The 24,595-nt window shown below is 63.1% G+C and carries 28 protein-coding genes and 2 pseudogenes; 26 read left to right on the top strand and 4 right to left on the bottom strand.

The annotated features are described in order from the left end of the window. Positions 1–21: 21 nt before the first annotated feature. The 14 genes from HHUB_RS15180 (at position 22) to HHUB_RS15115 (ending at position 12,363) form a co-directional block, all read left to right on the top strand. Positions 22–759, top strand: coding sequence for a DsbA family protein (locus HHUB_RS15180; protein WP_059058996.1), 738 nt, complete (start codon positions 22–24; stop codon positions 757–759). Then, positions 756–1,310 carry a hypothetical protein gene (locus HHUB_RS15175; RefSeq protein ID WP_059058995.1) on the top strand — a complete coding sequence of 185 codons (555 nt, stop codon included), beginning with the start codon at positions 756–758 and terminating at the stop codon, positions 1,308–1,310. The genes HHUB_RS15180 and HHUB_RS15175 overlap by 4 nt, the downstream gene beginning before the upstream one ends. Next, positions 1,307–1,720 (top strand): hypothetical protein, encoded by a 414-nt coding sequence (locus HHUB_RS15170; protein WP_059058994.1) that lies wholly within the window; start codon positions 1,307–1,309, stop codon positions 1,718–1,720. Before HHUB_RS15175 ends, HHUB_RS15170 begins: the two co-directional genes overlap by 4 nt. Positions 1,721–2,181: 461 nt before the next feature. Further along, positions 2,182–3,429 carry a M20 family metallopeptidase gene (locus HHUB_RS15165; protein WP_059058992.1) on the top strand — a complete coding sequence of 416 codons (1,248 nt, stop codon included), beginning with the start codon at positions 2,182–2,184 and terminating at the stop codon, positions 3,427–3,429. A gap of 130 nt (positions 3,430–3,559) precedes the next feature. Further along, a complete protein-coding gene (locus HHUB_RS15160; protein WP_059059102.1) occupies positions 3,560–4,801 on the top strand; it encodes an RNA-guided endonuclease InsQ/TnpB family protein in 1,242 nt (413 codons plus the stop codon). A gap of 79 nt (positions 4,802–4,880) precedes the next feature. After that, the gene (locus HHUB_RS15155) at positions 4,881–5,105 is read left to right on the top strand and encodes a YgaP family membrane protein (protein WP_082687303.1); all 225 of its coding nucleotides are present in this window, start codon (positions 4,881–4,883) and stop codon (positions 5,103–5,105) included. 2 nt (positions 5,106–5,107) lie between these two features. Beyond that, positions 5,108–5,701 (top strand): class I SAM-dependent methyltransferase, encoded by a 594-nt coding sequence (locus HHUB_RS15150; protein WP_059058988.1) that lies wholly within the window; start codon positions 5,108–5,110, stop codon positions 5,699–5,701. Between the two features lie 128 nt (positions 5,702–5,829). After that, on the top strand, positions 5,830–6,066 hold the full coding sequence (locus HHUB_RS15145) for a sulfurtransferase TusA family protein (RefSeq protein ID WP_059058986.1): 237 nt from the start codon (positions 5,830–5,832) through the stop codon (positions 6,064–6,066). Next, a complete protein-coding gene (locus HHUB_RS15140) occupies positions 6,063–7,208 on the top strand; it encodes an NAD(P)/FAD-dependent oxidoreductase (protein WP_059058983.1) in 1,146 nt (381 codons plus the stop codon). The genes HHUB_RS15145 and HHUB_RS15140 overlap by 4 nt, the downstream gene beginning before the upstream one ends. Before the next feature lie 2 nt (positions 7,209–7,210). Then, positions 7,211–7,837: a DUF1641 domain-containing protein gene (locus HHUB_RS15135; RefSeq protein ID WP_059058982.1), complete on the top strand. Its 627-nt coding sequence runs from the start codon at positions 7,211–7,213 to the stop codon at positions 7,835–7,837. Between the two features lie 116 nt (positions 7,838–7,953). Continuing rightward, entirely contained in the window at positions 7,954–8,292 is a 339-nt protein-coding gene (locus HHUB_RS15130; protein ID WP_218778843.1) for a thioredoxin family protein, read from the top strand. A 15-nt stretch (positions 8,293–8,307) separates the two neighbouring features. Next, complete coding sequence (locus HHUB_RS15125; RefSeq protein ID WP_059058980.1) at positions 8,308–9,426, top strand: aminotransferase class V-fold PLP-dependent enzyme; 1,119 nt, start codon at positions 8,308–8,310, stop codon at positions 9,424–9,426. Between the two features lie 500 nt (positions 9,427–9,926). Further along, the gene (locus HHUB_RS15120) at positions 9,927–11,375 is read left to right on the top strand and encodes a cytochrome ubiquinol oxidase subunit I (protein WP_059058978.1); all 1,449 of its coding nucleotides are present in this window, start codon (positions 9,927–9,929) and stop codon (positions 11,373–11,375) included. Then, positions 11,368–12,363, top strand: coding sequence for a cytochrome d ubiquinol oxidase subunit II (locus tag HHUB_RS15115; RefSeq protein ID WP_059058976.1), 996 nt, complete (start codon positions 11,368–11,370; stop codon positions 12,361–12,363). Before HHUB_RS15120 ends, HHUB_RS15115 begins: the two co-directional genes overlap by 8 nt. A gap of 245 nt (positions 12,364–12,608) precedes the next feature. Here HHUB_RS15115 and HHUB_RS15110 read toward each other — a convergent pair whose 3' ends face one another. Then, positions 12,609–13,418, bottom strand: a complete 810-nt coding sequence (locus HHUB_RS15110) for an ABC transporter permease (protein ID WP_059058974.1) — start codon at positions 13,416–13,418, stop codon at positions 12,609–12,611. Next, positions 13,411–14,175, bottom strand: a complete 765-nt coding sequence (locus HHUB_RS15105; protein ID WP_059058972.1) for an ABC transporter ATP-binding protein — start codon at positions 14,173–14,175, stop codon at positions 13,411–13,413. The genes HHUB_RS15110 and HHUB_RS15105 overlap by 8 nt, the downstream gene beginning before the upstream one ends. Positions 14,176–14,252: 77 nt before the next feature. Here HHUB_RS15105 and HHUB_RS15100 point away from each other — a divergent pair, with 77 nt between their 5' ends. Continuing rightward, positions 14,253–16,202 carry a NosD domain-containing protein gene (locus tag HHUB_RS15100; protein WP_059058970.1) on the top strand — a complete coding sequence of 650 codons (1,950 nt, stop codon included), beginning with the start codon at positions 14,253–14,255 and terminating at the stop codon, positions 16,200–16,202. 9 nt (positions 16,203–16,211) lie between these two features. After that, positions 16,212–16,382, top strand: a pseudogene (locus HHUB_RS17445) (RNA-guided endonuclease TnpB family protein); the annotation flags it as partial. Here HHUB_RS17445 and HHUB_RS15095 read toward each other — a convergent pair. Together HHUB_RS15095 and HHUB_RS15090 are read right to left on the bottom strand one after the other, a co-directional pair. Beyond that, entirely contained in the window at positions 16,382–16,954 is a 573-nt protein-coding gene (locus tag HHUB_RS15095) for a DsrE/DsrF/DrsH-like family protein (RefSeq protein WP_059058968.1), read from the bottom strand. The pseudogene HHUB_RS17445 and the gene HHUB_RS15095 overlap by 1 nt on opposite strands. A gap of 2 nt (positions 16,955–16,956) precedes the next feature. After that, the gene (locus tag HHUB_RS15090) at positions 16,957–17,202 is read right to left on the bottom strand and encodes a sulfurtransferase TusA family protein (RefSeq protein ID WP_059058966.1); all 246 of its coding nucleotides are present in this window, start codon (positions 17,200–17,202) and stop codon (positions 16,957–16,959) included. Between the two features lie 248 nt (positions 17,203–17,450). On the opposite strand from HHUB_RS15090, the gene HHUB_RS15085 reads away from it, so the two are divergent. From HHUB_RS15085 to HHUB_RS15045, 10 genes and pseudogenes are all read left to right on the top strand, one after another. Continuing rightward, positions 17,451–18,644, top strand: coding sequence for an MBL fold metallo-hydrolase (locus tag HHUB_RS15085; RefSeq protein WP_059058964.1), 1,194 nt, complete (start codon positions 17,451–17,453; stop codon positions 18,642–18,644). Between the two features lie 8 nt (positions 18,645–18,652). Continuing rightward, positions 18,653–19,144, top strand: coding sequence for a YeeE/YedE family protein (locus HHUB_RS15080; protein ID WP_059058962.1), 492 nt, complete (start codon positions 18,653–18,655; stop codon positions 19,142–19,144). Then, entirely contained in the window at positions 19,144–19,602 is a 459-nt protein-coding gene (locus tag HHUB_RS15075) for a YeeE/YedE family protein (RefSeq protein WP_059058959.1), read from the top strand. Before HHUB_RS15080 ends, HHUB_RS15075 begins: the two co-directional genes overlap by 1 nt. A 10-nt stretch (positions 19,603–19,612) precedes the next feature. Beyond that, positions 19,613–20,788 (top strand): inorganic phosphate transporter, encoded by a 1,176-nt coding sequence (locus HHUB_RS15070; RefSeq protein ID WP_059058957.1) that lies wholly within the window; start codon positions 19,613–19,615, stop codon positions 20,786–20,788. Between the two features lie 202 nt (positions 20,789–20,990). Then, positions 20,991–21,140 carry a DUF7512 family protein gene (locus tag HHUB_RS17170; protein ID WP_169793429.1) on the top strand — a complete coding sequence of 50 codons (150 nt, stop codon included), beginning with the start codon at positions 20,991–20,993 and terminating at the stop codon, positions 21,138–21,140. Positions 21,141–21,158: 18 nt separating this feature from the next. Then, positions 21,159–22,139, top strand: coding sequence for a sulfite exporter TauE/SafE family protein (locus HHUB_RS15065; protein WP_059059097.1), 981 nt, complete (start codon positions 21,159–21,161; stop codon positions 22,137–22,139). Between the two features lie 108 nt (positions 22,140–22,247). Further along, entirely contained in the window at positions 22,248–22,652 is a 405-nt protein-coding gene (locus tag HHUB_RS15060) for a helix-turn-helix domain-containing protein (RefSeq protein ID WP_059058955.1), read from the top strand. Between the two features lie 162 nt (positions 22,653–22,814). Next, a complete protein-coding gene (gene trxA / locus HHUB_RS15055) occupies positions 22,815–23,174 on the top strand; it encodes a thioredoxin (protein WP_059058952.1) in 360 nt (119 codons plus the stop codon). Beyond that, positions 23,175–24,220 (top strand): annotated as a pseudogene (locus HHUB_RS15050) (NAD(P)/FAD-dependent oxidoreductase). 107 nt (positions 24,221–24,327) lie between these two features. Further along, positions 24,328–24,561, top strand: a complete 234-nt coding sequence (locus HHUB_RS15045; RefSeq protein WP_218778844.1) for an SHOCT domain-containing protein — start codon at positions 24,328–24,330, stop codon at positions 24,559–24,561. The last annotated feature ends 34 nt before the right edge of the window (positions 24,562–24,595 follow it).

Raw genomic sequence — 24,595 nt, 5'->3', positions numbered from 1 at the left:
GCGAAGTGGTATTGTATATAGATGGACGAAGAGGGCAATATCACTCGACGGAGGGCACTCATCGCCGGCGGCGCGGTGCTCGCGTTCGGTAGTGGTGTCGCCTACATAGGATCACGATCTGGTGCGAGCGGACAGCACTACGTCCCCGACACCACGCACGCTGGTTCCGGGACGACCGGATTCGACGTCGACCTCGACGGCCGTCCCATTGCCGGTGAACGCGACGCGCCGATAGACATCTACTACTGGACGGACTATCTGTGTCCGTTCTGCAAGCAGTTCGAGACGGAGACACTCCCGGAACTCGGCCGAGAGCACCTCGATACCGGCGACGCGCGCCTGGCCGTGCTGCCCTACCCGAACATCGGAGAATACTCCACGCCAGCGGCGGTCTGGGGGCGCTGCGTGTGGTCGCAGGTCGCCGACAGCGACCCGGATGCGTTCTGGAACTGGCACGCGGCGGCCTTCGCCGAACAGCCAGAGTCCGGCACGGACTGGGCCGACGACGAAATGTTCGCGGCGGTCACCGAACAGACAGCTGGCGTTGACCTGTCCGCGGTCGAGACCTGCCGTGAGGAACGCGGCGCGACGATCCGGGAGCGAATCGAGCCGAACGTCGCCATGGCCCAGGAGTCGAGAATCCAGGGGACGCCCGGGTTCGTACTCTACAACCGTGACTCCGGGGCGGCCGGAAAGCTCGTCGGCGCCCACCCCTACGAGAACTTTGCCGACGCGATCGACCAGGTGAGACGGGCATGACCGGGGGTCCCGCCACCGCGACCCGCGACTGGACTCGCGACCTCCGCGACGCGCTCGGCTATCCGCTCACGTCTGACGCCCGGTTGCTATCGGCCGCCGTCGTGGCTCTCGCCACGTACGTCATCCTGGTGTTGAGCTCATTCCCCCAGTTCTCGGTCCAGGTGCTCTCGACCGACCCGACCGACATCGGCTACGCGGTTACGGCGCTCACGCGCGAAGTGTATCTGACTACCGGCTACCTTGGGCTCGCGCTAGTCGCCACGTACGCCGTCCTGGCCGGTGTCGCGGTAACCAACGCGCTCGCGCTGGTCCAGCGCACACGTCGCCGGAGTGTGTCGACGATTGTCGGCGTGCTCCCCGGACTGCTCGCCGCCGGCTGTGCGAGCTGTGGTGCGGGCGTGCTCGGCGCGCTGGGCTTCGTCGGTGCGATGGCGGCGCTGCCGTTCGACGGCAACCTCCTTCGAGTTGGCGGAATCGCCCTACTCCTCTTCTTCCTCGGTCGCGCCGGCGACCCACAAACGTGTTCGCTCGACGGAGGTGGGCGTGCATGACGGCGCTGCCGCGCCCGCGTCTGCTCCGGAGCGTCGGCGTGAGCATCGGGGTGTTTGTCCTGTTCGGGGCGGTGACCGGCCTGCTGCCGAACCCGGTCTACGTGCGGATGGTCTCTCGGACCCCGGCGGACTACCTGTTCCTCGTCGCGACCGCCGCCTTCGCCGGCGCGTTCGTCTACCAGCGCTCGCTAGCCGAGAAGCCAATTGGCGATCGATTCGCTGCCGGTGGAATCATCGGCGGATTCCTGGCGTTCGGCTGTCCGACCTGTAACGCCGTGTCGCTCGCGCTGTTCAGCTCGTCGGCGCTCATGACGTACTTCGACCCAATCCGCCCAATCCTCGGTGTCGTGAGCGTCGCGTGCTTCGCCGCGCTCCTGGTCTACCAGCGCCGGCGTTGCGAGGTGTGCTGACAGTGCGACCGACGGCCTCGACGACCCAAACGCACTTGGGCCAATCAGGCGAACAAGGGACTAATCGATGACTGGTTCGGACACGGAGGCGAGTTCGGAGGATGCGTCGACACCGCCGTGGCGACTACTCGGTGTTGGCGGCGCGTTGAGTCTCTGCTGTCTCTTCGCGGCGCCGACGGCTGGTGCCGCGGCTGCCGGGGGAACGGCGGCTGCACTCGGTGGTGGGCTCGTCAGAATCGTCGTGACTGCGCTAACAGCTGGCGTGATTGGCGCCTTGTATTGGCTTTACTCTTCTGGTGATACCGACCAAAGCTGCGCGATACGAACATGACGTCGTTTGTGGCGAACTTGGTAACGGCCGGGATACGGGACGGAAACCAGGCTTCCGTACTGACACTTGGCCATCACTGGCTCTCGCCGCTCTCGGTGGCGGGACCGCTCGACAGCAAACCCACTCCTGAATGAGTAATGACACTCCTACCGAGTACGTGCGAACACACCGAGAGGAACTGGTCGCGCTCACCCTCGACCTCCTCGCGATTGAGACGTCGAACCCGCCCGGCGACACGCGCGAAATCGTCGCCAAAATCGAACAATTCCTCGACCCGCTTCCGGTCGAAGTAGAGCGTTTTGCAGTCGACCCAGCAAAGCCGAATCTGCTCGTTCGACTACCGGGTGGGTCTGACCACACACTGCTGTATAATGGCCACCTCGATACGGTGCCCTTCGACGCAGATGCCTGGTCCCACGATCCACTCGGCGAGCGCGTCGATGAACACGTCTACGGCCGCGGTGCAACCGACATGAAGGGTGCCGTGGCGTCGATGCTGTTCGCAATACAGGCCTTCGCAGCCACCGATACTGAGCCACCTGTCGACCTCCAATTCGCGTTCGTGAGCGACGAGGAAGTAGGTGGTGACGCCGGCTTGCCAGCGTTACTGGACGCTGGTGAGCTCGACGCTGACGCATGCGTGATTGGCGAGCCGACCTGCGAGGAAGGTCGCCACTCAGTCACAATCGCGGACCGGGGCAGCATTTGGCTGACGCTCGACGCCAGCGGTGAGGGGGCCCACGGCTCCCGACCAATACTCGGCGTCAATGCCATCGACCGGCTCTACGACGCCGTCGGGACGATGCGCGAACGGTTTGGCACCCAGCGACTCGAGATCGACGCTGACGTGGCACCGATCGTCGAGGAGTCAGTCGAATACTACGCCCCCTCGATGGGTGAGGCCGCCGCCCGAGAGCTGTTCTGGTACCCCTCGATCAATCTCGGCGTCCTCGAGGGCGGGGACGCGATAAACACCGTCCCGCAGTCTGCGCAAGCCGAAGTTGACGTGCGACTGACCGCAGGTGTCCACACGCCCGATGTGCTCGCGGAGATCCGGGAGTGCGTCGCCGACTGCGAAGGTATCACAATCGCCGACGTCTCCTGGAGCGTCGGTACGGCCGAAGTACCCGCCAGCCCACTCGTCGAAGCCGTCGCGTCGACCGCGGAGGAGGCCACAGGTGATCACGTCTTCCGGCGGAGCGCTACGGGTGGTGGTGACGCCAAGAAACTCCGGAATGCGGGCATCCCAACCGTCGAGTTCGCGCTCGGAACCGACACTGTCCACGCGCCGGGTGAGTACGTTCCGGTCGACGTACTCGTCGACAATGCCGTCGTCTACGCTCAGCTACCAACACGGTGGCAGTCCCAGCTCGGTTAGTAATGCCTCCAGGCTGACGGTTGTACAAGTGGTACAAGGCGACTGCCTCGGGGCTTGACCCCGAGGGTGAAGCCGATGACTTTCCAGTATTTTAACATCCTCCAACTCCCAACCGAATATGAAGGAACCGATGACCCTCACGCTCCGCTTCCGCGCCTATCTTTCCGATGCTGTGGCGAGCGAAGCGTGGCGACACATTGACATCCTCAGACAAATCCGCAACCACGCAGTCAGAGACTACTACACGGCAGACTACACCGATAAACCGTCAGAATACGACCAGCACAAGAAATTCACCGACTGGAAACAACACTGGTCAGTGTTCAGTGACCCGTCCGCTCACGCTGCTCAACAGGCAATCAGTCAAATCCACGACGATCTCGATGGCCTCGAAGAAAAACAAAATAACGGGTATGATGTTGGTCGGTTGCGGTGGCAAGGAAGCGGTGAGTTTCGGTCGATATCGTACAATCAGTCCAGTCGCTTCAACGTAGATCACAACACGGGCGACGACCAATTCGTACGACTCCGACTCGAAAAACTCGGCTGGTTCAAAATCCGAGCGAACCGCCGCGTTCCACCGGCAGACGACATCAACGAAGCCATCCTGAAAAAACAACCCACCGGCGAATGGTACGTCTCACTCGTCGTTGATGACGCAACCCAACCCAGTGAGAAACCAGCACTCACCGAGATTGACCCGGACGACTGCATCGGCGTTGACGTTGGCATCACAAGTTACATCCATACGTCCGAGAATCTCACCGTAGATACGCTGGATCTCTCCGACGAGTACGACCGGTACGCCCGTAAGCAACGGGGTCTTGCCCGGAAAGAACATGGGTCCAGTAATTGGGAGGCGCAGCGACAGAAGGTAGCGAAAGCGAAGCGGAAGATCAAACGGAAGGTTCTGGATTTCCAGCATAAGTTGACGACGTGGCTCGTCAAGGCGTATGATGTGGTCGCGGTGGAAGACCTGGATGTGAAGCCGATGCTGGAAGGCAGTCACAGTGCGAAGAACAAGCAGGATGCGGCGTGGGCACGCTTCCGAGAGTTACTGGAGTACAAGGCGGAGGTTCACGGAACACACGTTATATCGGTGGAACCTGCTGGTACGACGAAAGAGTGCGCGTCGTGCGGTGTTTCAACGGATAAGCCGTTGTGGGTGCGTGAGCATTCGTGTCCGGCGTGCGGGCACACCGACGACCGCGATTTGAACGCAGCAAAGAATATTTTGAATCGTGGGTTACGGCAGTTAGGGGCGGGACGCTCCGAATCAACGCCTGTGCAGACTGCGCTCCCTACGTTCACACCTCAACGCGAGGCAGTGGATGCAAAGCGCGTCGTTGAAGCAGGAAGCCCCGAGGCTTGACCTCGGGGCCAGTTCACCGGATTGCTTGGGCAGTGAGGGGAATCGTCGGGAAACACTTAGGTAATAGCATGGTGTATTTGTGGGTATGAAGAACAATATTGGCGCGGCAGACAGCCGAATCCGGATCGGTATCGGGCTGGGTTTGGCGGCTGTCGGAGTGGCCTCACTCGGGGGGCTGCTTGGAGTTGGGACGGTTGTCGGCACAGTCCTGACCCTGCTGGGTCTCGTTCTCGCCGGGACTGGCCTCGTTCGAGTCTGCCTCCTGTATCGCCTGCTGGGAGTGGATACGTCGGGGTCCCGCTAGAGATGGAGCGCTTCCAGAACACCGGCCAACCCGACTGGGATTGGTGGAGCAAACTCTGGCCGACACCCGGCGCGACGCTCCGGGAACTCGGCGTCGAATCCGGCGAGTCGGTCGCCGAAGTCGGCTGTGGAAGCGGCTACTTTGCGCTTCCAGCTGCCCGAATTGCCGACCCTGAGCCGGTTTACGCTATCGACCTGGATGCGTCACTGCTCGGTGAACTCGATGATCTCGCTGAGCAGCAGGACATCGAGAACGTCGTTCCGACTCACGGTGACGCCCGGAACCTGACTGGGGTCCTCCCCGACTCAATCAGCACGCTCGTCGTGGCAAACACGTTCCACGGCGTCGACGACCAGTCGGGATTGGTCAAGCAGGCGTTCCAGGTGATCGAACCTGGCGGAAGCCTGATCATCGTCAACTGGCATGACCGGCCACGTGAAACGACGACTGTCGGAACGGAACCCCGCGGACCTCCGACGAAACTTCGGATGACGCCGAGAGAAACTGAAGAAGCCGTGCTTCCGGCCGCAGCGTTCACGCTCGACCGGCAGGTCGAGTTGCCGCCGTACCACTACGCGCTCGTGTTCGAGCGGTGAACGCTCCTCCTCTACGATTTCAATATTACCTCTCGGTCGCTCATTCCAGGCCTACAGATTTTCAGAATCTTGGAACTCGCACACAATACTAATATAGGACAGTTCCAACTGCCGCCTGTGAGCTCTCTATGACTGATATCGAGCCTGACGACACCGTCGATGCCAGAGGCGCAGCATGCCCCGGCCCGTTGATGGACCTCATCGGAAAGATTCGGAGCGTCGAGTCCGGGGACGTGATCCGACTGCTGAGCGACAACGACCAGTCGCTCACCGACGTCCCCGAGTGGGCCGAGGAAGCCGGCAACGAGCTACTCGCGGTCGAAGAGCTCGACGACCACAACGAGTTTTACGTGGAGAAAGCATGACTGAACACGTCGTTATCGTCGGCGGCGGGACCGGCGGCACCGTCCTCGCGAACGACCTCGCCGACCGACTCGAACCCGAACTCGACGCCGGTGACGTCCGAGTCACGCTCGTCAACGACGACCCCGACCACGTCTATAAGCCGGTCTGGCTGTACGTGCCGTTCGGCCAGCGCGAACCCGACGACGGCCGTCGCCCGCTCGACGACCTCGTCGACGACGCAATTGACGTCCGGATCGACCGCGTGTCCGACATCGACACCGAGGCCCAGCGGCTCCAGTTCCACGGGAGTGCCCCACCAGTCAGCTACGACTACCTCGTGCTGGCGACCGGCTCGACGTTGGAGCCCGACCAGATTCCGGGCCTCACGGAGGACGGTCACAACTACTACAGCGAGTCGGGCGCGACCGACTTGCGCGACGAACTGTTGGAGTTCACCGAGGGTGACCTCGTGTTGAGCGTCATCGGGACGCCCCACATGTGTCCGGCGGCACCACTCGAATTCGTCTTCATGGCCGACGACTGGCTTCGCGAGCGCGGCCTCCGCGAGGATGTCGATATCACGTATACGTATCCGATCCAACGCGTCCACGGCAACCCTCACATCGCCGAGTGGGCCCGCCTCATCATGGAGGAACGGGACATCCAGGTGGAGACGTTCTTCAACGCCGAGTCGGTCGACCCCGACGCGGAGACCATCACGTCGATGGAGGGGACCGAACTCGACTACGACCTCCTCGTGACGATTCCACCCCACGGCGGCATCGACCTGATCGAAGAGGCTGGGCTCGGCGACGACGGCTGGGTCGACGTCGACAAGCACACGCTCGAAGCAGAAGCTGCCGACAACGTCTACGCGCTCGGCGACACCGCCGACACCGGCGTCCCGAACGCGGGCAGCGTCGCCCACTACCAGGCCGGCGTCGTCGGGCAGCGCCTCGCTAGCGAGATCCGTGGCCGCCCGGCGACGGCGACCTACGACGGGAAGACGCTGTGCTTCATCGAGACCGGGATGGACGCGGCGTCGTTCGTTGAGTTCGACTACGAGAATCCGCCGTCGCCGGCGCCGCCCTCGGAGAAACTCCACTGGTCGAAACTGGCGTACAACGAGTCCTACTGGCTCACCGCGCGGGGACTACTCTGACCATGTCCAAGAACCAAACTAACGCGCCGACCGACCTCGAAGCGGCGATCGAGCAGAACCCCGAAGCGGTCGCCGAGTTCGTGGAGCACCTCGACGCCGTGAACGAGCTACTGGACGTGCTCTCGCTCGGCGAGAGCGCGCTCGATGACGAGATGGTCCGCGAGCTCTCGGCCACGGGATCGACACTGGCAGAGTCCGCCGACGGACTGGCGACCGACGAGACCGTGGCGCTGGCCGAAACGGTCGGGGAGAACGGCGACGACCTGCGGGAGGCCCTTGATACGTTGCTCGCGCTCCAGCAAAGCGGAACGCTCGACCACCTGGCCGAACTCGCGGAGGTAGGGTCGTTGGCGACCGCGGCGCTCGACGACGAGATGGTCACGTCATTGGCCGGTACCGGTGCTGCGGTCGGCGAGGTCGCGCAGACGGCCGCTGACGACGATACTCGTGATGGCATCCAAACGCTGCTGGAGAGCGTCGGTGAGGCGGAGCAGAGCTCCCCCGAGCAGGTCGGGGCCGTTGGTCTGCTTCGCGGATTACGTGATCCGGATGTTCAGTACGGGTTGGGCTATCTGCTGGCGCTTGCAGGCGCGCTCGGCCGTGCGCAATCCACGGAGAAGTCACACTAACCGCTCTCTCCGAGGCGGGCCACTTTCCCGGTCGATGTAGACGGGGAGTGACCGCACCGTATTGTATTGTGCGGTAGACCCAAGACTATTAAACGCCGGGTGCGTAGAGGCTGGTAATGGCAACGCAGACAGCGAAGACGGACCGCGTGGTTTCGCTTGATGACGACGACCTCGAAACGGTCGTCGAAGACAGTAGCGTCGCGCTCGTGGAGTTCTACACGGAGTGGTGTGGCACCTGCAAGCGGATGAAGCCGGTTCTCGAAGCCCTCGCGGAAGACACTGACGCGACGGTGCTGACGATCGACATCGAGTCGAACCTCGAGACGGCGATCGAGTTCGGTGCCCAGAGCACGCCCACGTTCGTCCTCTTCGTTGACGGGCAACCGGTGAAACAGCTTCGCGGCGGCCAGAACGAACAGGCACTCCGCGACCTGATCGCCCAGTACCACGACTAACTCACCGACAACGAGATGAACCCGAGAGAACTCCGCGCCGACACGCCCGCCCTGCACGAGGACGTCTATCTAAACTTCGGCGCCCACGGGCCGAGTCCACGGTACGTCGTCGAGGCTGCTGACGAGTTCGTACGGTCACACGAGTACGAGACGAGCACGCGAAACGACCCCTACGAGGTTGCGTTCGACGCCTACGACCGCGTGCGGGAGCGCGTCGCCACTTTCGTCGGTGCGGACGACGACGAGATCGCGCTCACGGAGAGCACGACCGCGGGCATCAACGCCGTCGCGACCGCCATCGACTGGGAGCCCGGCGACACCGTCGTTCGAACCGACCTCGAACATCCGGCCGGGACGCTCCCGTGGCAACGCCTAGAACAGGAGGGCGTCGAGGTTCGCGTCGTCGATACGGAGAACGGTCGCATCGACCTCGACGCCTTCGCCGAGGCCGTCGCCGACGCGCGCCTGGCCTGTTTCAGCGCGGTGACGTGGACGCACGGCACCCAGTTACCCGTCAGCGATCTCGTCGATATCGCCCACGACGCTGGTGCGTTCGCGCTCGTCGACGCTGTGCAAGTGCCGGGACAGCTTCCGATGGATGTCGGCGAGTGGGGGGCGGACGCTGTCGCGGCGGCCGGTCACAAGTGGCTGCTGGGGCTGTGGGGCGGCGGCTTCCTCTACGTCGATCGGACAGCTGCTGACTCTCTCCTACCCACCACAGTTGGGTACCGAAGCGTCGAGACGCCGACTGCAGATCCCTACGAGTTCGCAGCTGGCGCCCGCCGATTCGAGGTCGGCTCGGCGAACCCGGCTCCACACGTCGCCCTGGCGGAAGCCATCGAGGCGGTCGACGAAGTTGGAGTCGACCGTATCGCTGCCCGAATCCAAGAATTGGCTGGCCGGCTGGCCGATGAGGTTCCCGACGACCGGCTTCTCAGTCCTGCAGATCCCGAGTCGGGACTCGTAACAATCGACGTGGACGACCCCGAAGCGACCGTCGAGCGACTCGCGTCGGAGGGAATCGTCGTTCGTGCCGTGCCGACGCCGGACGCTGTCCGCGCGTCGGTCCACGCGGTCAACACTCACGCTGAGGTCGAGCGGCTGCTGGACGCTCTCGAATCGGAGTGGACCTGACAACCGCAGAAGGGTTTCCTTCGCCTATCGCATTTCGTCAGGCTGAACCCTGTATCAGTAGACCACACATCTGCTGGCGCACCCCGAAATGGAGGCAGCTATTTGTCGACGCCTGTCCCGTCCCGCACCTGTTCCGCTCTGTTGGGCGCACCACCAAATTGGCTAACGCTATCCTAATCGACGCCTGCTCGCTGAGATAGCGGTTCGTCTCTGGAATGAGAGCGCTTTGTCGTCACTCACTGACGGCGCAGCGTGAGCGGTTAGGTTCCTACCGAAGACCACCCTCTGATAGCACTAGTTTTCTCGCACGGCCTCGGTGGTCCTCGCGTCGAGAGGTTCAATGCTGTTTCTCTCGTTTCCGAACCGGGCGTATATCAGAACCTGAACTTATCTATTGTTTCTGGAAAATTACATTCCAATCTATAAAAATTTTGTGGTGTATATCGAAATTCGGGAATCGCCTAGTAGCTAATCATATTGCGCTCCGCAGTGTCTAAACCATGGTCCCAGCGACACTTCTACCCACCGTCGACCTGGGGTGGATAGCCTTGCTCTCTCCGGAAACCGCGAGCCGTATGCAGTTCGGGTGGACGATCTCCGTGCACATCATTTTCGCGTCTCTCTCGATCGGGCTCGCACCGTTTATCATCTACTTCACCTGGAAAGACGTACGAACTAACGAGCAGCAGTATGCGCGGTTACGCTCGTTTTGGGTGAAGGTGTTCGCCGCTGGCTTCGTGATGGGAACGGTCACCGGTATCCCAATGAGCTTCCAGTTCGGGACGAACTTCCCGCAGTTCGCCACAATCGCCGGTGAACTGATCGGTGGGCCACTCGCATTCGAGGCGAAGATGGCGTTCTTCTTGGAAGCCGTCTTCCTCGGCGTGTTGCTGTACGGCCGCGAGCGCGTCGCGGACCGAACGTACGTCCTCTCCTCGGTCCTCGTCGGGGTCGGTGCCTGGCTGTCGGGGTTCTGGATTCTGGTCGTCAACGCGTGGATGCAGACGCCTCGGGGCTACGAGATGGTTACCCGCAACGGGATGGAGGTAGCCAAGCTCACTGACCCGGTCGCGGCGTTCCTCACCCCGCGAATGCCGTGGATGTACGTTCACATGATGAACGCGTCGGTGATATCGGTCGCGCTGCTCGTCGCGGGCGTCTCGGCGTACGTCGTCTGGAAGAAGCCGAACGCGGACGCCTGGAACTCCGCGCTCAAACTCGCCGTCGTCCTGCTACTCGTCTCGGCGCCGTTGCAGGCGGTCCACGGCGACGCCTACGGCCGACACGTCGAGGATACGCAGCCCCAGAAGTTCGCCGCGATGGAAGCCCACTACGAGACGGGGTCGGCCGACCTCCACCTGCTCGCGTTCCCGAAGTCCCTCGACGCGCTCACCGACCCGCGCGCCGAGAACCTCTTCACGGTGAGTCTCCCCGGAATCGGGTCGTTCCTCGCCAGTGGCGGGGACTTCGACGCCGAGGTCATCGGCCTGAACGAGTACGAGGAGAACCCCCCCGTCGCGCTCGTGTTCTGGTCGTTCCGCTTCATGGTCGGGCTCGGGTTCCTGTTCATCGCGCTCGCGCTCTGGGGCGGGTACCTCACGTACCGCGGACGGTTGACCGAGAGTACGCGCTACCTGAAGGCGATGATCGCGGCATCGCCATTCGGCTATGCGGCGTTGCTCACCGGCTGGTACGTCACCGAGATCGGCCGCCAACCGTGGGTCATCCAGGGCGAACTCAAGACGAGCGAGGCGGTCTCCTCGACGCTCACTGGGACCGAAGCGACCCTGACCCTGGTCGGGTTCGTCGTCCTCTACGTCGCGTTGATACTGACGGCGCTGTACGTCCTGAAGTGGCTGATTCGTAGAGAGCTCCGGTCGCTCGGCGTCCAAGAGTCGAGTTCGGGCCGCTGGCGTGGCCCTCTCCCGTGGGTGACCAGCGATGACTGACCCACTGATTCCCGTCGACACGTACCTCGTCGACTCCCTGCCGGAGGTCTGGTTCGGCGCCGTGATGTTCGCGTTGGGGATGTACATCGTCCTCGACGGCTTCGACTTCGGTATCGGGATGCTGTACGCGACCCGGGCGGACGAACACGAGCGGGAGACGTTCCTGGCGGCGTTCGGCCCAGTGTGGGACGCCAACGAGGTGTGGATCGTGGCGTTCGGGACAATGTTGCTGGCGGCGTTCCCGCGCGTGTACTCGCGGCTCCTGGCGGACAACTATCTGCTCGCACTCGGGTTCGTCGTTGCGTTGGTGTTCCGCGGGCTCGGTCCGGAGCTCCGCGAGCAGCGCGAGGACGAGCGCTGGAAGCGCTACACCGACTACGCCTTCGTCGGCGGGAGCGTGTTCGCGCCGCTGCTGTTGGGGATGCTCGCCGGCCGGTGGCTCTTCGGTGAGGCGACGCTACCGGTGGTGCTGACCGGCGTCGGTCTGGTCGCGGTCTCGATAGTCACGGGGACGGCGTTCCTCGCCGCGAAGACCGACCCTGAGTTGGCGTCGGAGTTGCGTTCGTACGGCGTCGGCGCGACGGTCGCGTACCTCGGCGGCGTGGTCGTCCTGTTGGGGACCGTTGTCGCAACCGATGCGGGTGGGGCCGCCGGCGCGGTGCTCTCGCTGCCCGTCGCTGCAGTCGTCGCGCTCTCTATCGTCGCCGGGGTGAGCGGGAGCGTGCTGGCCAGACGCGGCCGGTACCGGGCGTGGCTCGCGAGCGCGCTGGCGCTCCCCACGCTGCTGACGCTCTTGGTCGCGGTGTTGCTGTATCCGACGGTCTATCCGCCGACCGGACTGCTGGTGAGAGAAGCCGTCGTGTCGCCGCTAGCGTTGAACCTCGTGACCGTCCTCGGATTCCCGGTCCTGCTGCTGGTCTTGTGGTACTTCAAATTCCTTTACGGCGTCTTCAGCGGTCCAATCGAGGGCGAGGGTTACGGCGGGTGACATCCTCCCAGACCGACCTTGGCTGGACAACACGAGCAGGTATACATACGATAGGTCTCACCGGCGAGCGTTCGTTCAACCTAGGCAGCTCCGACGAGGCAGCATTCGGTGAGGTACGAGAGACTATCTGAGAAGTGACTGTCTGATTCAGTCGTCCTCGACGTGATCGTCCTTGTCAGTAACGACATCGTGCTTACCGTACATAAGTGGTCTTTAGCATTCGACTGTATTCGTCACTTTGACGATTACTCGATTCCGGTTAGCCCGGCCGCCGTGAGCACGGACAGTGATGTCCACACAGCAAGTGAGAACACACTCGCGGCCGGGGATGCAGCTCGGACCGTCATCGTGACGGCCGGCTCGACAGCGTAGGTCAGCACGAGTCCGCGATACGCGCTTAGCGGACTTGCTGCAAGCGCGCTACCCAGTCCACGCTCGACAATCCACCCTCGTCCGACCCCGGCAATCACGACGAGGTCGAAGCCGACGACGACCACGAGCAACAAGCCGACCGCTGACACGAGTCCACGACGAGCAGACCGCGCTATTGACGAAAGCAATAGCGTGATGGCTAGGACAACACCCGCGAACACCATCGTCAGCGCGACGTACCGCGCGTAGTACACTGGCGAGTCTAATCCCCCGGATTGTGCAAGCACGTTCGGTGAGCCGCCCGACAGTGGAACGACGAACGCCGCTGCCAACAGTGTCACGAGGATAATACCGAGTGCGACTGCGAGTCGGCCACAGTAGACGCCGAGTCCGTACCGAATTGGCGTTACCGGAAATGTATCGAGGACTTTCAGCACCCCCCGCAACCGGTCGCCGAGAATTGCACGATACCCGAGTGCAACCACCAGCACCGGCACCAGAACCTCGACCGGCGTGAGTAACGCGAGTACGAGCGGTACATAGCCTGCTTGCCCGCCGAGGATCGCAATCGCCACGACCAGCGCGAAGAATCCGAGGGCCAACAACCAAACCGACCGGGACCGTACAAGTGACCGCAACTCTCGCTCGAAAATGGCGGTGAACTGCCGGGTGGCGTCACTCACTGCGATCACTCCCCTTGGATGTAACCGTGCGGCCCCGGACCGCTGTCTCGAAGGCGTCCGCTAGGGTGTCCGTCTCCGTGTCTGCACGCACTGCGTTCGGAGACCCAGCCGAGACGATATCGCCATCAGACACCACAAGTAGGTAATCGGCGTCGGCCGCGCGCGACAGGTCGTGGGTCGTCAGCACGACGGCCTGGTCGCGCTCGGTCAACCCGGAAATCACATCGTATACGTGCCGAGTCATCTCTGGATCGAGGCCGCTCGTCGGTTCATCAAGCACAACCAGTTCGGGTGATCCTAGTAGACTCACCGCGATGCCAAGGAGACGACGCATCCCCCCAGAAAGTGCATCCGTTCGACGATCGGCCGCGGCTTCGAGTCCAACGCGTGCGAGTGCGGCATCGACGTCGGTCTCGCCCGCGAGCAACGCCGCGTAGAACGCTATCGTCTCGTGGACCGTCGCCGACGGCTGAAACCGTGGGTCTTGCGGGAGATACCCGACAGGTCGTTCGCCACCGGCATGGAGTGTGATTTCACCAGCAGTCGGTGTGTCTACGCCCGTAATGAGTTCCGCCAGCGTCGTCTTCCCGGATCCATTCGGCCCGATAATCGCCGTCACCCTGTTATCGGGTATCGAAAACGATACCTCTTCGAGGACGGCGACATCGCCGAACGATTTCGAGATATCCGTAGCCTCGACGACAGCCGACGCTGCCGCAGGGGTGTTTTCGTCGCTCGTGGCGACACGTTCACCCATTCGTGTGGCAATTTACTGGCCACTCGAAAAAGTGTACTGCCCCACCACTCTTTGTCACGCCTCCCATAACGTCTGATATGGAGTTCTGGCACGTGGCTGCTGCTGGCGTACTCGTCCTTGCAGCCGTCCTCGGGCCGTTCGCTATGAGCGGTGGTAGTCAGCAGGTAACCGCCGTTCCGATGGAGGATACGAAGTCCACGGGGGTCCCGGAAAACGTCGTTGTCCGCGCTCACGAATCGACGCTTGCGCTGCCAACCGGGCAAGTCGCGTTCTCCCAATTCAAATTCACCGTCGGATACTACGGTATCACGTCGATGGTTGCGGGACTACAGGAGAGTACGGAACGGGAATTCGGGCGGCCAATGGCTGTGTACGTCTCGGATTTCACCGGAACTGGCGTCTACGTTGGAGGTGATGGGCTCCTTCGAACCCCGATGGACGCAGATCCTGGGTGGATGACAGCTAGGACAGCCTACTTCGTCGTTGGCAGTACCGCCAGTATTCCAACGCGGAATCAGACACTGGTGCCGTTCTCGAATCGGAGTGACGCCATCGAGTTCACCCAACAATACGGTGGACGGCTGGAACGGTGGGGCGCGGTCCATCAGTTAGATGTCGGCGTTGCGGGGCGTTCCGCGTCGGAATGGCAGCGCTTCAGTGAGACCCGAAGCAAGCGCGCGGACCGTACGGCCGCTCGTGCGCGGTCGCTTCTCAATCGGCCAGTTACGGCGACCGTCGAACCAAACGAATCGCTGACCGCAGCGGTTCAGGCTGCGCCACCGAACACAACGATTCGGCTGGCGAGCGGGAACCATTCCGTCTCCGACATCACGATAGACAAACCCCTGACGATTCGTGGCGACGGCGCCAACCGAACGCGCATCATCGGTGACAGAAATCGCAGCGTCGTCTACGTGAACACGTCACGCGTTGCGATCGCCGACCTCTCACTGGCCGGCATCGGGACGGTACGGACCCGCGATAGCGCGAACGTTACGAGCGTGCCTGTCCGGAACGAGTCGTTCCGGGAACGGTACTGGACGACGCACGGATACGGCGACGCCGGACTTGTCTTCGAGCGATCCGCGAGGTCTCTCGTCATGGACGTTCGAATGCAGACGCGCGCAAATGGCGTCATCGCACGGAATAGCCCGAATCTCACGGTCTCGAACCTCACGGTTGTAGGAACGCAAGATTGGGAGGACGGGTTCCTCGGCGTCTCCATTCTTGGTGCACCCGCCCTCGTTCAGAACTCTACGTTCTACGGTGGGAAAGTCGGCGTCTTCGCCCACGACACCCAGTCGTTCACTGTCCGGGACTCCTCGATGGAGGGGATGATGATCGGCGTGTTCAGCGTGTACGCTCAGGGCGCGTTCGCTGCTGGTAACGACGTCGAGGACACGTATGTCGGCGTTTATATTCATGACCGGTCGAACCGGAACGTCGTCACGAGGAACGCCGTCGAGAACAGCAGGAACGGTGTCCTCGTGTTCGGTCGGTCGAGTTACGTCGCGGAAAATGTGGTGACTCACAACCGACATGGAATCGTCGTGCAAGGGCAGTATTCAGTCTACGAGGAGAACGTCGCGGCGTTCAACCGTGTGGGCATTCGGGCGATGTCGCTGTTCCCGACGAATCGCGTCACCGATAATGACATCGCGTATAATCGCCAGTACGCCGACACGGCGCGCTTCAACGTGTTACATGTCTGGCAAGGGAACTACTGGCGGGGTGCTCCCGGTGTAGATACTGACGGTGACGGCTCACTTTCGCGAGCCTTCCGCCCCACAGGACCAGTCGGAATGGTCGCAGACGGTGGGACCGGAGCCCCGACGTTGGCTCGATCCCCCACCCTCAAACTGCTCCGCCAGCTACAGCAGACGATGCCCGGGCTCCGATTTGGCGGCGTCGTGGACGCATCTCCACGAGCAAGGTCAGGCCATCCAACGCTGTTGGACCAACTCGCAGATACCCAACGTCCGCCGGGTCAGTTCGACGACGAGGACGAATGGGACTTCACATTCTAAACAATCTGTGACGAGTTCGACCACTGGCGGCGCAAATACGAGAAGCGGCGTGGCGATCTGCAAGGACACGGTACACGGTGGGCGCACGAGAATATGCAGGCTGTCGGGCGTAAAGAGGAAAGCCGATTCAAACTGACGCTTCACCGGATGGCGAACGGGGTAGTAGCTGAATCTCGTGATTACACAAGGAGTTGGATGTCGGCGTCGGCCATGTCCTCGAGGGCTGTCGCGGCACCGACCCCCGTGGTGACGCCGTCGTAGAAGTCGTCCTCGTCGTAGTCCATCAGGTCGATGGTCATCTGACAGGCCTGGAACTCCACGCCCATGTCGAGGCTCGTCTCAATGAGTTCCTCGATGGAGGCGGTGTCGTTGTCCTCGATTTTCTTCTCCATCATCTTCGTCGTCACGCGGTCCATGCCCGGGAGCGCGGCGACGGCGTTCGGGACGGGCATGTTGGGGTTGCCGACGGAGCTGAGTTTGAGGTTCTTCGAGCGTTCCTCGTGGAGGATTTCCAGCCCCCAGAACGTGTGGAAGACGGTCACCTCGTAGCCGAACGCGGCCGCGGTGCTGGCGAGGATCAGCGGCGGGTACGCCATGTCCAGCGTCCCCTTCGTGGCGATGATGCTCATCTTCTTGGCGTCGTCCTCGCTGGTGGCGTCGGCGAGCGCGTCCTCGAGTTCGTCGACGCGCGCGGCCAGTTCCGCACGCGAGGGCGCGTCGTCGGCCGACGCGTCGGGTGTGTCCGTGCTCATCGTTACTCCGTCTTGCGGACGTAGTGTTTGTACACGTCGTCGCCTTCCTCCTGCTCGACGAGCTCGACGCCGGCGGTGCCGGACGCCCAGCCGTCGATGTCGCTCATGCTCCCAGAGTCAGTCGCCAGCACTTCGAGGATTTCACCCTCGGCGAGGTCGTCGATGGCGGACTTCGTCTTCACTACTGGCATGGGGCACGATGCGCCTTTGACGTCGAGCGTCTCCGTGATGTCGAATTCAGCACTCATTGGTTATCTGCTCCGTGAGTCTGTATTGGAGCTATCGCACAATACCCCCTACCCAAGTAAAAGATTGTCGATTCTTGTGAACACTACTAACTACTCTAAGCCACAATTAGGCGCCAAATGGGGAATAGCCCCTATTCAGGGAGTTTAATCCGGTTGTAACGGAATTCAGCCCAGTATAGTATTGTCCAAATATGGAATTACTATCCAAATGCTTTTGTGCGACCACCCAGTAGAAGCGACTGCACAACATGAACGCTGACGACTTCCCGACTCCGGACATCGACGTGGACTCCGTCGACCCGGAGACGCTGAAGGATCGTATCGACGCCGGCGAGGACGTCACGCTCCTCGACACACGAATGACCAGCGACTACGAAGAGTGGCACATCGACGGTGAGAACGTCACGTCGATCAACATCCCGTACTTCGAATTCCTCGAGGACGACATCGACGAGGACGTCCTCGACCGGATCCCAGACAACCGCGAGGTGACCGTCCTCTGTGCGAAGGGCGGCGCCAGCGAGTTCGTCGCGGGCACGCTTGCGGAGCGCGGCTACGACGTCGACCACCTCGAAGACGGCATGAACGGCTGGGCGAGCATCTACGACGCCGTCGAAGTCGAAGGCTACGACGGCGCCGGAGCGCTCCTCCAGTACCAGCGCCCCTCCTCGGGCTGTCTCGGCTACCTCCTCTACGACGATGGCGAAGCCGCAATCATCGATCCGTTGCGTGCGTTCACCGACCGCTACCTCGACGACGCCGACGACCTCGGCGTCGACCTGCAGTACGCCCTGGACACGCACATCCACGCCGACCACATCTCGGGCGTGCGCGACCTCGACGACGAGGGCGTCGAGGGCGTCATCCCCGAGGCTGCTGTCGACCGTGGCGTCACGTACGCGGACGATCTGACCACGGCCGCGGACGGCGACACCTTCGACGTCGGCGACGCCACCATCGAGGCCATCCACACGCCCGGCCACACGACCGGGATGACCTCGTACCTCGTCGACGACAGCCTGCTCGCGACCGGCGACGGACTGTTCATCGAGAGCGTCGCCCGCCCCGACCTCGAAGAGGGCGACGACGGCGCGCCCGACGCCGCACGCATGCTCTACGAGTCCCTGCAGGAGCGCGTGCTGACGCTGCCCGACGACACGCTCGTCGGTGGCGCGCACTCCAGCGACGCCGCCGAGCCCGCTGCCGATGGCACCTATACCGCCCCCATCGGCGAGCTCGTCGAGGAGATGGACGCACTCACGATGGACGAGCAGGAGTTCGTCGACCTGGTCCTCTCGGACATGCCGCCGCGGCCGGCCAACTACGAGGACATCATCGCGACGAACCTCGGCCAGAACGCCGTCGACGACGACGAAGCGTTCACGCTGGAACTCGGCCCGAACAACTGCGCGGCCAGCCAGGACTCGCTCGCAGGTGACTAACGACGCCGATGGTAATCGACCCACTTCCACTCCAGGTCGCCGCCGAGCTGTTCCCGAACGGCATTAGCCGCTACGCTATCGGCGGGCTGCTGGTCGGGCTCGGCGTCACTGTCATCTACCTCGGCACCGGCATCAGCGCCGGCGCCAGCACGTTCCTGGAGTCGACGCTGTCGTACGTCTCCGACCAGTCCCGCTTCCAGCAGTACGTCAGCTCCCGGGACTGGCGACTCGTGTTCACGCTCGGCATCGTCCTCGGCGCGGCCGTCTACGCCGTCGTCTACCAGGGCGGCGCGTGGACGACCGACGTCCAGCCGTGGCGACTGCTCGTCGGCGGCGTCTTCGTCGGCATCGGCACGCGCGTCGGCAAGGGCTGTACGTCCGGCCACGGCGTCTGTGGCGTCGGCTCAGCCTCGAAGACGTCCATCGCGGGCGTCCTCACGTTCCTCACCGTCGCCATCGTGACCGCACAAGTAGTCGCCGCGCTGGGGGTGAGCCCCTGATGAGTGACCGGCATCCCGCGTTCATGCCGTTGGTTCTCGTCGGCGGCCTCATCTTCGGGTTCGGGCTCGCGTACAGCCAGATGGCCCGGCCCGAGGTCGTCCTCGACTTCCTCCAGTTCGAGGACTTCGGGCTGGTGTTCGTGATGTTCGGCGGCGCCGCCGTGACGGGGTTGACGTTCTTCGTCGCGCCGCGGCTGTTGGGCCGCGCGCCGCTGACCGGCGATAGCTTCGAGCGCCGTCTGAAATCCTTCGACCGGAACGTCCTCATCGGTGGCGCCATCTTCGGCGTCGGCTGGGGGCTCTCCGGCATCTGTCCGGGCGCCGCCTACGCGAGCCTCGGCATCGGCAACATCACCATTCTCTGGGCGCTCGCCGGGATGTTCCTCGGCGCGTACGCCCAGGGCTACTGGCGGAGCCGCAGCCAGGCGCGTGACACCGCCGCGACGGGCGCAGACTAACTCACTGGTTATGGACCCCGCTCTTATCGCCCTCTTCGTCGGTGCAGCGCTGGCTAGCCTGTTCATGGCGTGGGTTATCGGCGCCGGCTCAAGTGGGGCGACGCCGTATGCCCCTGCCGTCGGGGCGAACGCTATCTCGACGATGCGTGCCGCCCTCCTCGTCGGTCTTTTCGGCTTTGTCGGCGCCGTCACACAGGGCGGCAACGTCTCGGAAGCCATCGGGAGCGGCCTCGTCGGTGGAATCAGTCTCCCGATCGCTGGCGTCATCCTCGTACTCGTGTTGGGTGCGGGGCTGATGGCGGTCGGCATCACGACCGGCTATCCGATTGCGACTGCGTTCACGGTGACCGGCGCCGTCATCGGCGTCGGCCTCGCGCTGGGCGGCTCGCCGGTCTGGCCGAAGTACCAGCAGATCGCCGCCGTCTGGGTGTTGACGCCGTTCGTCGGCGGCGGCATCGCGTTCACCATCGCAAGCCTGCTCCCGCGCCCCGACGTCCCCGAACGGTACAGTATCCCCGTGCTCACCGGGCTCGTCGGAGCGGTTCTCATGAACGTCCAGTTCAGCTTCCTCGGTACGGGGAGCGCGGCAGGCACCGTCCGCGGTGTCGGACAGCAGGTGCTGGCAATCGACGGACTCGTGTCGGCGGTCGGGATTACTGGCCTCGCAGCGCTGGCCGTCGCAGCAGTCGTCTGGTGGGACGTCCGCCGCGACGAACGCGGCGGCCTGCGTCGGGTGTTGCTGGCGCTCGGGTCGCTCGTGGCGTTCTCTGCGGGCGGGAGTCAGGTCGGGCTCGCCGTTGGACCGCTGCTGCCGTTGCTCGACGAGGTCGGGATGGTCTCGACGTTCACCGTGCTCGTCGGTGGCGGTTTGGGGATGCTCGTCGGGTCTTGGACGGGTGCGCCGCGGATGATCAAGTCGCTCGCCCAGGACTACTCATCGCTGGGGCCGCGGCGCTCCATCTCGGCGCTCGTGCCGTCGTTCCTGATCGCACAGCTGGCAGTGCTGCTTGGCGTTCCGGTCTCGTTCAACGAGATCGTCGTCAGCGCCATTATCGGGAGTGGCGCCGCTGTCGGCGGTTGGGAAGCAGTGGATGCCCGGAAAATCGGTGTGACGGTGGGTGCCTGGGCAGGATCGTTCACGCTCTCGTTCGCGCTTGCGTATGCGATAGGTCTTGTATTTCTGTAGGTAGCCCCAGTCTAGGCCGACATCATGGGGCTGTTGCGCGATTCGGGTGGGGGTGTGATTGGTCATCGATAAGTTATGGAATACGACCGCAAATAGTATTGTGTAGTCGTCCCAAAAGCGTTAATACACACTGCCGGTTACGGTTCCGTGTGCAGAAAAGTATGATTCGCACAAACCCGTCTCAGGTTGGTGGACAGCGGCGATGATCGATACGCTGTCGCTCCCGTCGACCGTACAAGCAGCCGGACTAATCGGCGCCGTGTTGCTCGAAGCGATGGCCCTTCACGTCGGCTACGGCGTCGTTACGAAGGCGCTCGGTCCGAACGTGAAGCGAGCGCTCGGAGGTGAGTAAGCTGTGGAACTGCTCGGGATGAGTCTGCTGCTCGTCGGCTTCTTCGTCGGGTTCGGGCTGCTCATCGGCATTCTGTTCGGCTTCTTCGGGATGGGCGGGTCGTTCCTCGTCACGCCCGCCCTGCTCGTGATGGGCTACCCGTCGCGGGTCGCCGTCGGTAGCGGGCTCGCGTTCGTGTTCGGGACGAGCGTCATCGGCGCGCTCCGCCACCGCGACCACGGCCACGTCGACTACAAACTCGCAGTCATCATGACCGTCGCGATGACGCTCGGCATCGAGGTCGGCAAGCGCGTCGTCGACGCGCTCCACGCGGCAGGGAACGCCGACCTCGTCATCAGCGTCGCGTACGTCGGCCTGCTGGCAACAGTTGGCGTATTCACGCTCCGGGACGCCCGCGCTACGGGGGCGTCCTCGACGAGCGTCGACCTCTCAGAGCGCGTACAGGCACTGGAAATCCCGCCGATGGTGACGCTCCGCGGTGACGTCCGCGTGTCCGCGAGTATCATCTTCGGCATCGGGCTGGTCGTCGGCGTCCTCTCCGGGCTCCTCGGCGTCGGTGGCGGCTTCCTGCTGATGCCTGCGATGATGTACGGACTGGGTGTCCCGGCCGCGATTGCCGTCGGGACGGACATCCTCCAGATTACGATCTCGGGGGCGTTCGGCGCGTTCGTCTACGCACGGGACGGGTTCGTCGCGATTCCGGTCGTGGCGACGTTGCTCGCCGGGAGTGCGCTCGGAGCGCGCATCGGCGCGGGTGTCTCGAACCTCGTCGACGAGGACGACATCAAGGGGTACTTCGCGACGATGCTACTCGTAGGTAGCGTCGCTGTCGCCGCCAAACGCGTCGGCACCGCCTTGGACATTGGCGTACTCAACACCGTGAGTATCGTGCTCATCTTCGGCGCGACCGTCGTCGTGAGTGGTGCGATCCTGTTGGCTGCGGTGTGCCAGCTTCGCGACGACAACACTGGCTTCTGGTGCCGCCTTTCGGCGACGTAATTCTCTTCCGCGGAGTCGTATCATCGGTTCTCAGCCAACTATAGCACGAAATTGTGCAATCCATACAAAATCTTATAACCGCACAGCCCATACGAGTTAGTGATACTAATGCCAGATTCGATGTCTGAACAACTCCGCAGTGACATGGAGTGCGAGGGGCTGCTGGAGTGCTTCCACGGCCTCAAAGAGCTCGACAAGGAGTGCTTCCAGGCGCTCGTCGAGGCCGAAGAACCGCTGACCGTCGACGAGATCGCCGACGCAGTCGACCGCGAACGCTCGACCGCCTACCGGGCTATCCAGCGCCTGCTCCAGACCGGGTTCATCGAGAAGAACCAGATCAACTACGACCAGGGCGGCTACTACCACGTCTACTCGCCGACGGACCCCTCGAAGATCGCCGACGACATGCAGCGGCTGCTCAACGACTGGTACGCGAAGATGGGCCAGCTCATCCAGGAGTTCGAAACCAAGTACGAACAGTCCGAGACTGCGGCCCCGGCCGCCGAAAGCTAACCTTCCCCTCTTCTCTCTCCCTCGGGTTCTGATACTTCTCGGGAAGCAGATCCCCACGTGCTACAGCGTTGGGACCACTCTTTCCTTCCGACAGCCTGTATTGGATAGTATTGTATATATTCTCCAAAGCCCTTAATTAGCGCTGATGCATACGTACTGGTGATGGCAACTGATACTGCATCCGGCGCTGGCACTGCGTCCACGAACGAACCGCTCCACGTCGACGGCCAGTCCCAACTCGACGAGGTCGTCGCAGAGAACGACGTCGTCCTCACGGACTTCTACGCCGACTGGTGTGGGCCGTGCCAGATGCTCGAACCGACCGTCGAGACACTCGCCGCCGAGACCGACGCGACCGTCGCAAAAGTCGACGTTGACGCCAACCAGCAACTCGCCTCCGCGTACGGCGTTCAGGGCGTTCCCACGCTGATCCTGTTCGCCGACGGCGAACAGGTCGAGGAAGTCGTCGGTCTCCAGGGCGAAGACCAACTCCGAACGCTCATCGAGACCTACACCGAGTAAATGACTGAGGACATCCACGACCTCGTCATCGCCGGGTCGGGGATCGCAGGCCTCTCGGCAGCCGTCTACGCTGCGCGAGCCGACCTCGACCCACTCGTTCTCGAGGGCGACGAGCCGGGCGGCCAGCTCACCCTGACGACCGACGTCGAGAACTACCTCGGCTTCCCCGACGGCGTCGGCGGCATGGACCTCGTCCAGCGCGGCAAAGAGCAGGCCAAGCAGTTCGGCGCCCAGTTCGAACACGGTCGCATCGAGGACGCGGATTTGGACGGCCAGCCGCTGGAGCTATCGCTATCGAACGGCGACACGATCTACACGCGGTCGCTGATCGTCGCGACCGGCGCGAGCGCGCGCTGGGTCGGTGCCGAAAACGAAGACGAACTGATGGGCCAGGGACTATCGACGTGTGCGACCTGTGACGGCGCGTTCCACCGCGGCGACGACGTCCTCGTCGTCGGCGGCGGCGACAGCGCGATGGAAGAAGCGTTGTTCCTCGCGAAGTTCGCCGACTCAGTGACGGTCGTCCACCGGCGTGAGGAACTGCGTGCGTCCGAGATCATGGCCGACCGTGCTCGCGACCACGACGACGTCCAGTTCCGCTGGAACACGGAACTCGAAGCCATCCACGGCTCCCAAGCGGAGGGCGTTACCGGCGCCACGCTCGTCTCACATCCCGAGGGGTATCCCAGAGAGAAAGCCGAGTCCGGTTCGACATCGAGCGAGAGACCGTCGATGTCGGCGGGGTGTTCTACGCCGTCGGCCACACGCCGAACACGCGGTTCCTCGAGAGGACCGGCGTCGAACGAGACGAGAGTGGCTACATCTTCACGCAGACCGACGACGCTGGTCGGCCCACGGCCCAGACGGCCGTCGATGGGGTGTTCGCTGCTGGCGACGTTGCTGACCCCCGCTACCGGCAGGCGATCACGTCTGCGGGCACCGGGAGCATGGCCGCTCTCGACGCCGAAGCGTTCCTCGAGTCGCTGCAGAACGCAGACGAATCGACCGCTACTGAAACCGCCAGTCCGGAACGATCCGTGACATGATTTCCAAGTTCGCCACAGCACTCGTTCGTAGTACCGCTGGGTCCGCCCTCGTGTTCGCAGTTACCGGGACAGTCACTGCTCAAATGGGCGGTGGTCACTCGGGTGGGATGGGCGAGATGGGCGGCGGAATGGGTGGCTTCGGCTGGGGGCCTCTCCTCTGGTCGCTACTCCTACTGAGTGTGGTGTTCATCGTCGGCTATGGGGTCTACACACGCGGGCGGGCTCCGGCTCCCGAACAATCACAGACGGATACTGCATTATCGACGCTTCGCTCCCGATACGCTCGCGGGGAGCTCTCCGAGGAGGAGTTCGAAGAGCGGCGTCGCCGACTTGAGGAGTGACTGGGGCGGGTCGTCTAACAGGGCCGCATCCTAT

Source organism: Halobacterium hubeiense (assembly GCF_001488575.1).
Lineage (GTDB): Archaea > Halobacteriota > Halobacteria > Halobacteriales > Halobacteriaceae > Halobacterium > Halobacterium hubeiense.
The sequence above is the reverse complement of the archived record's forward strand: the minus strand, read 5'-3'. Positions and strand labels throughout refer to the sequence as shown.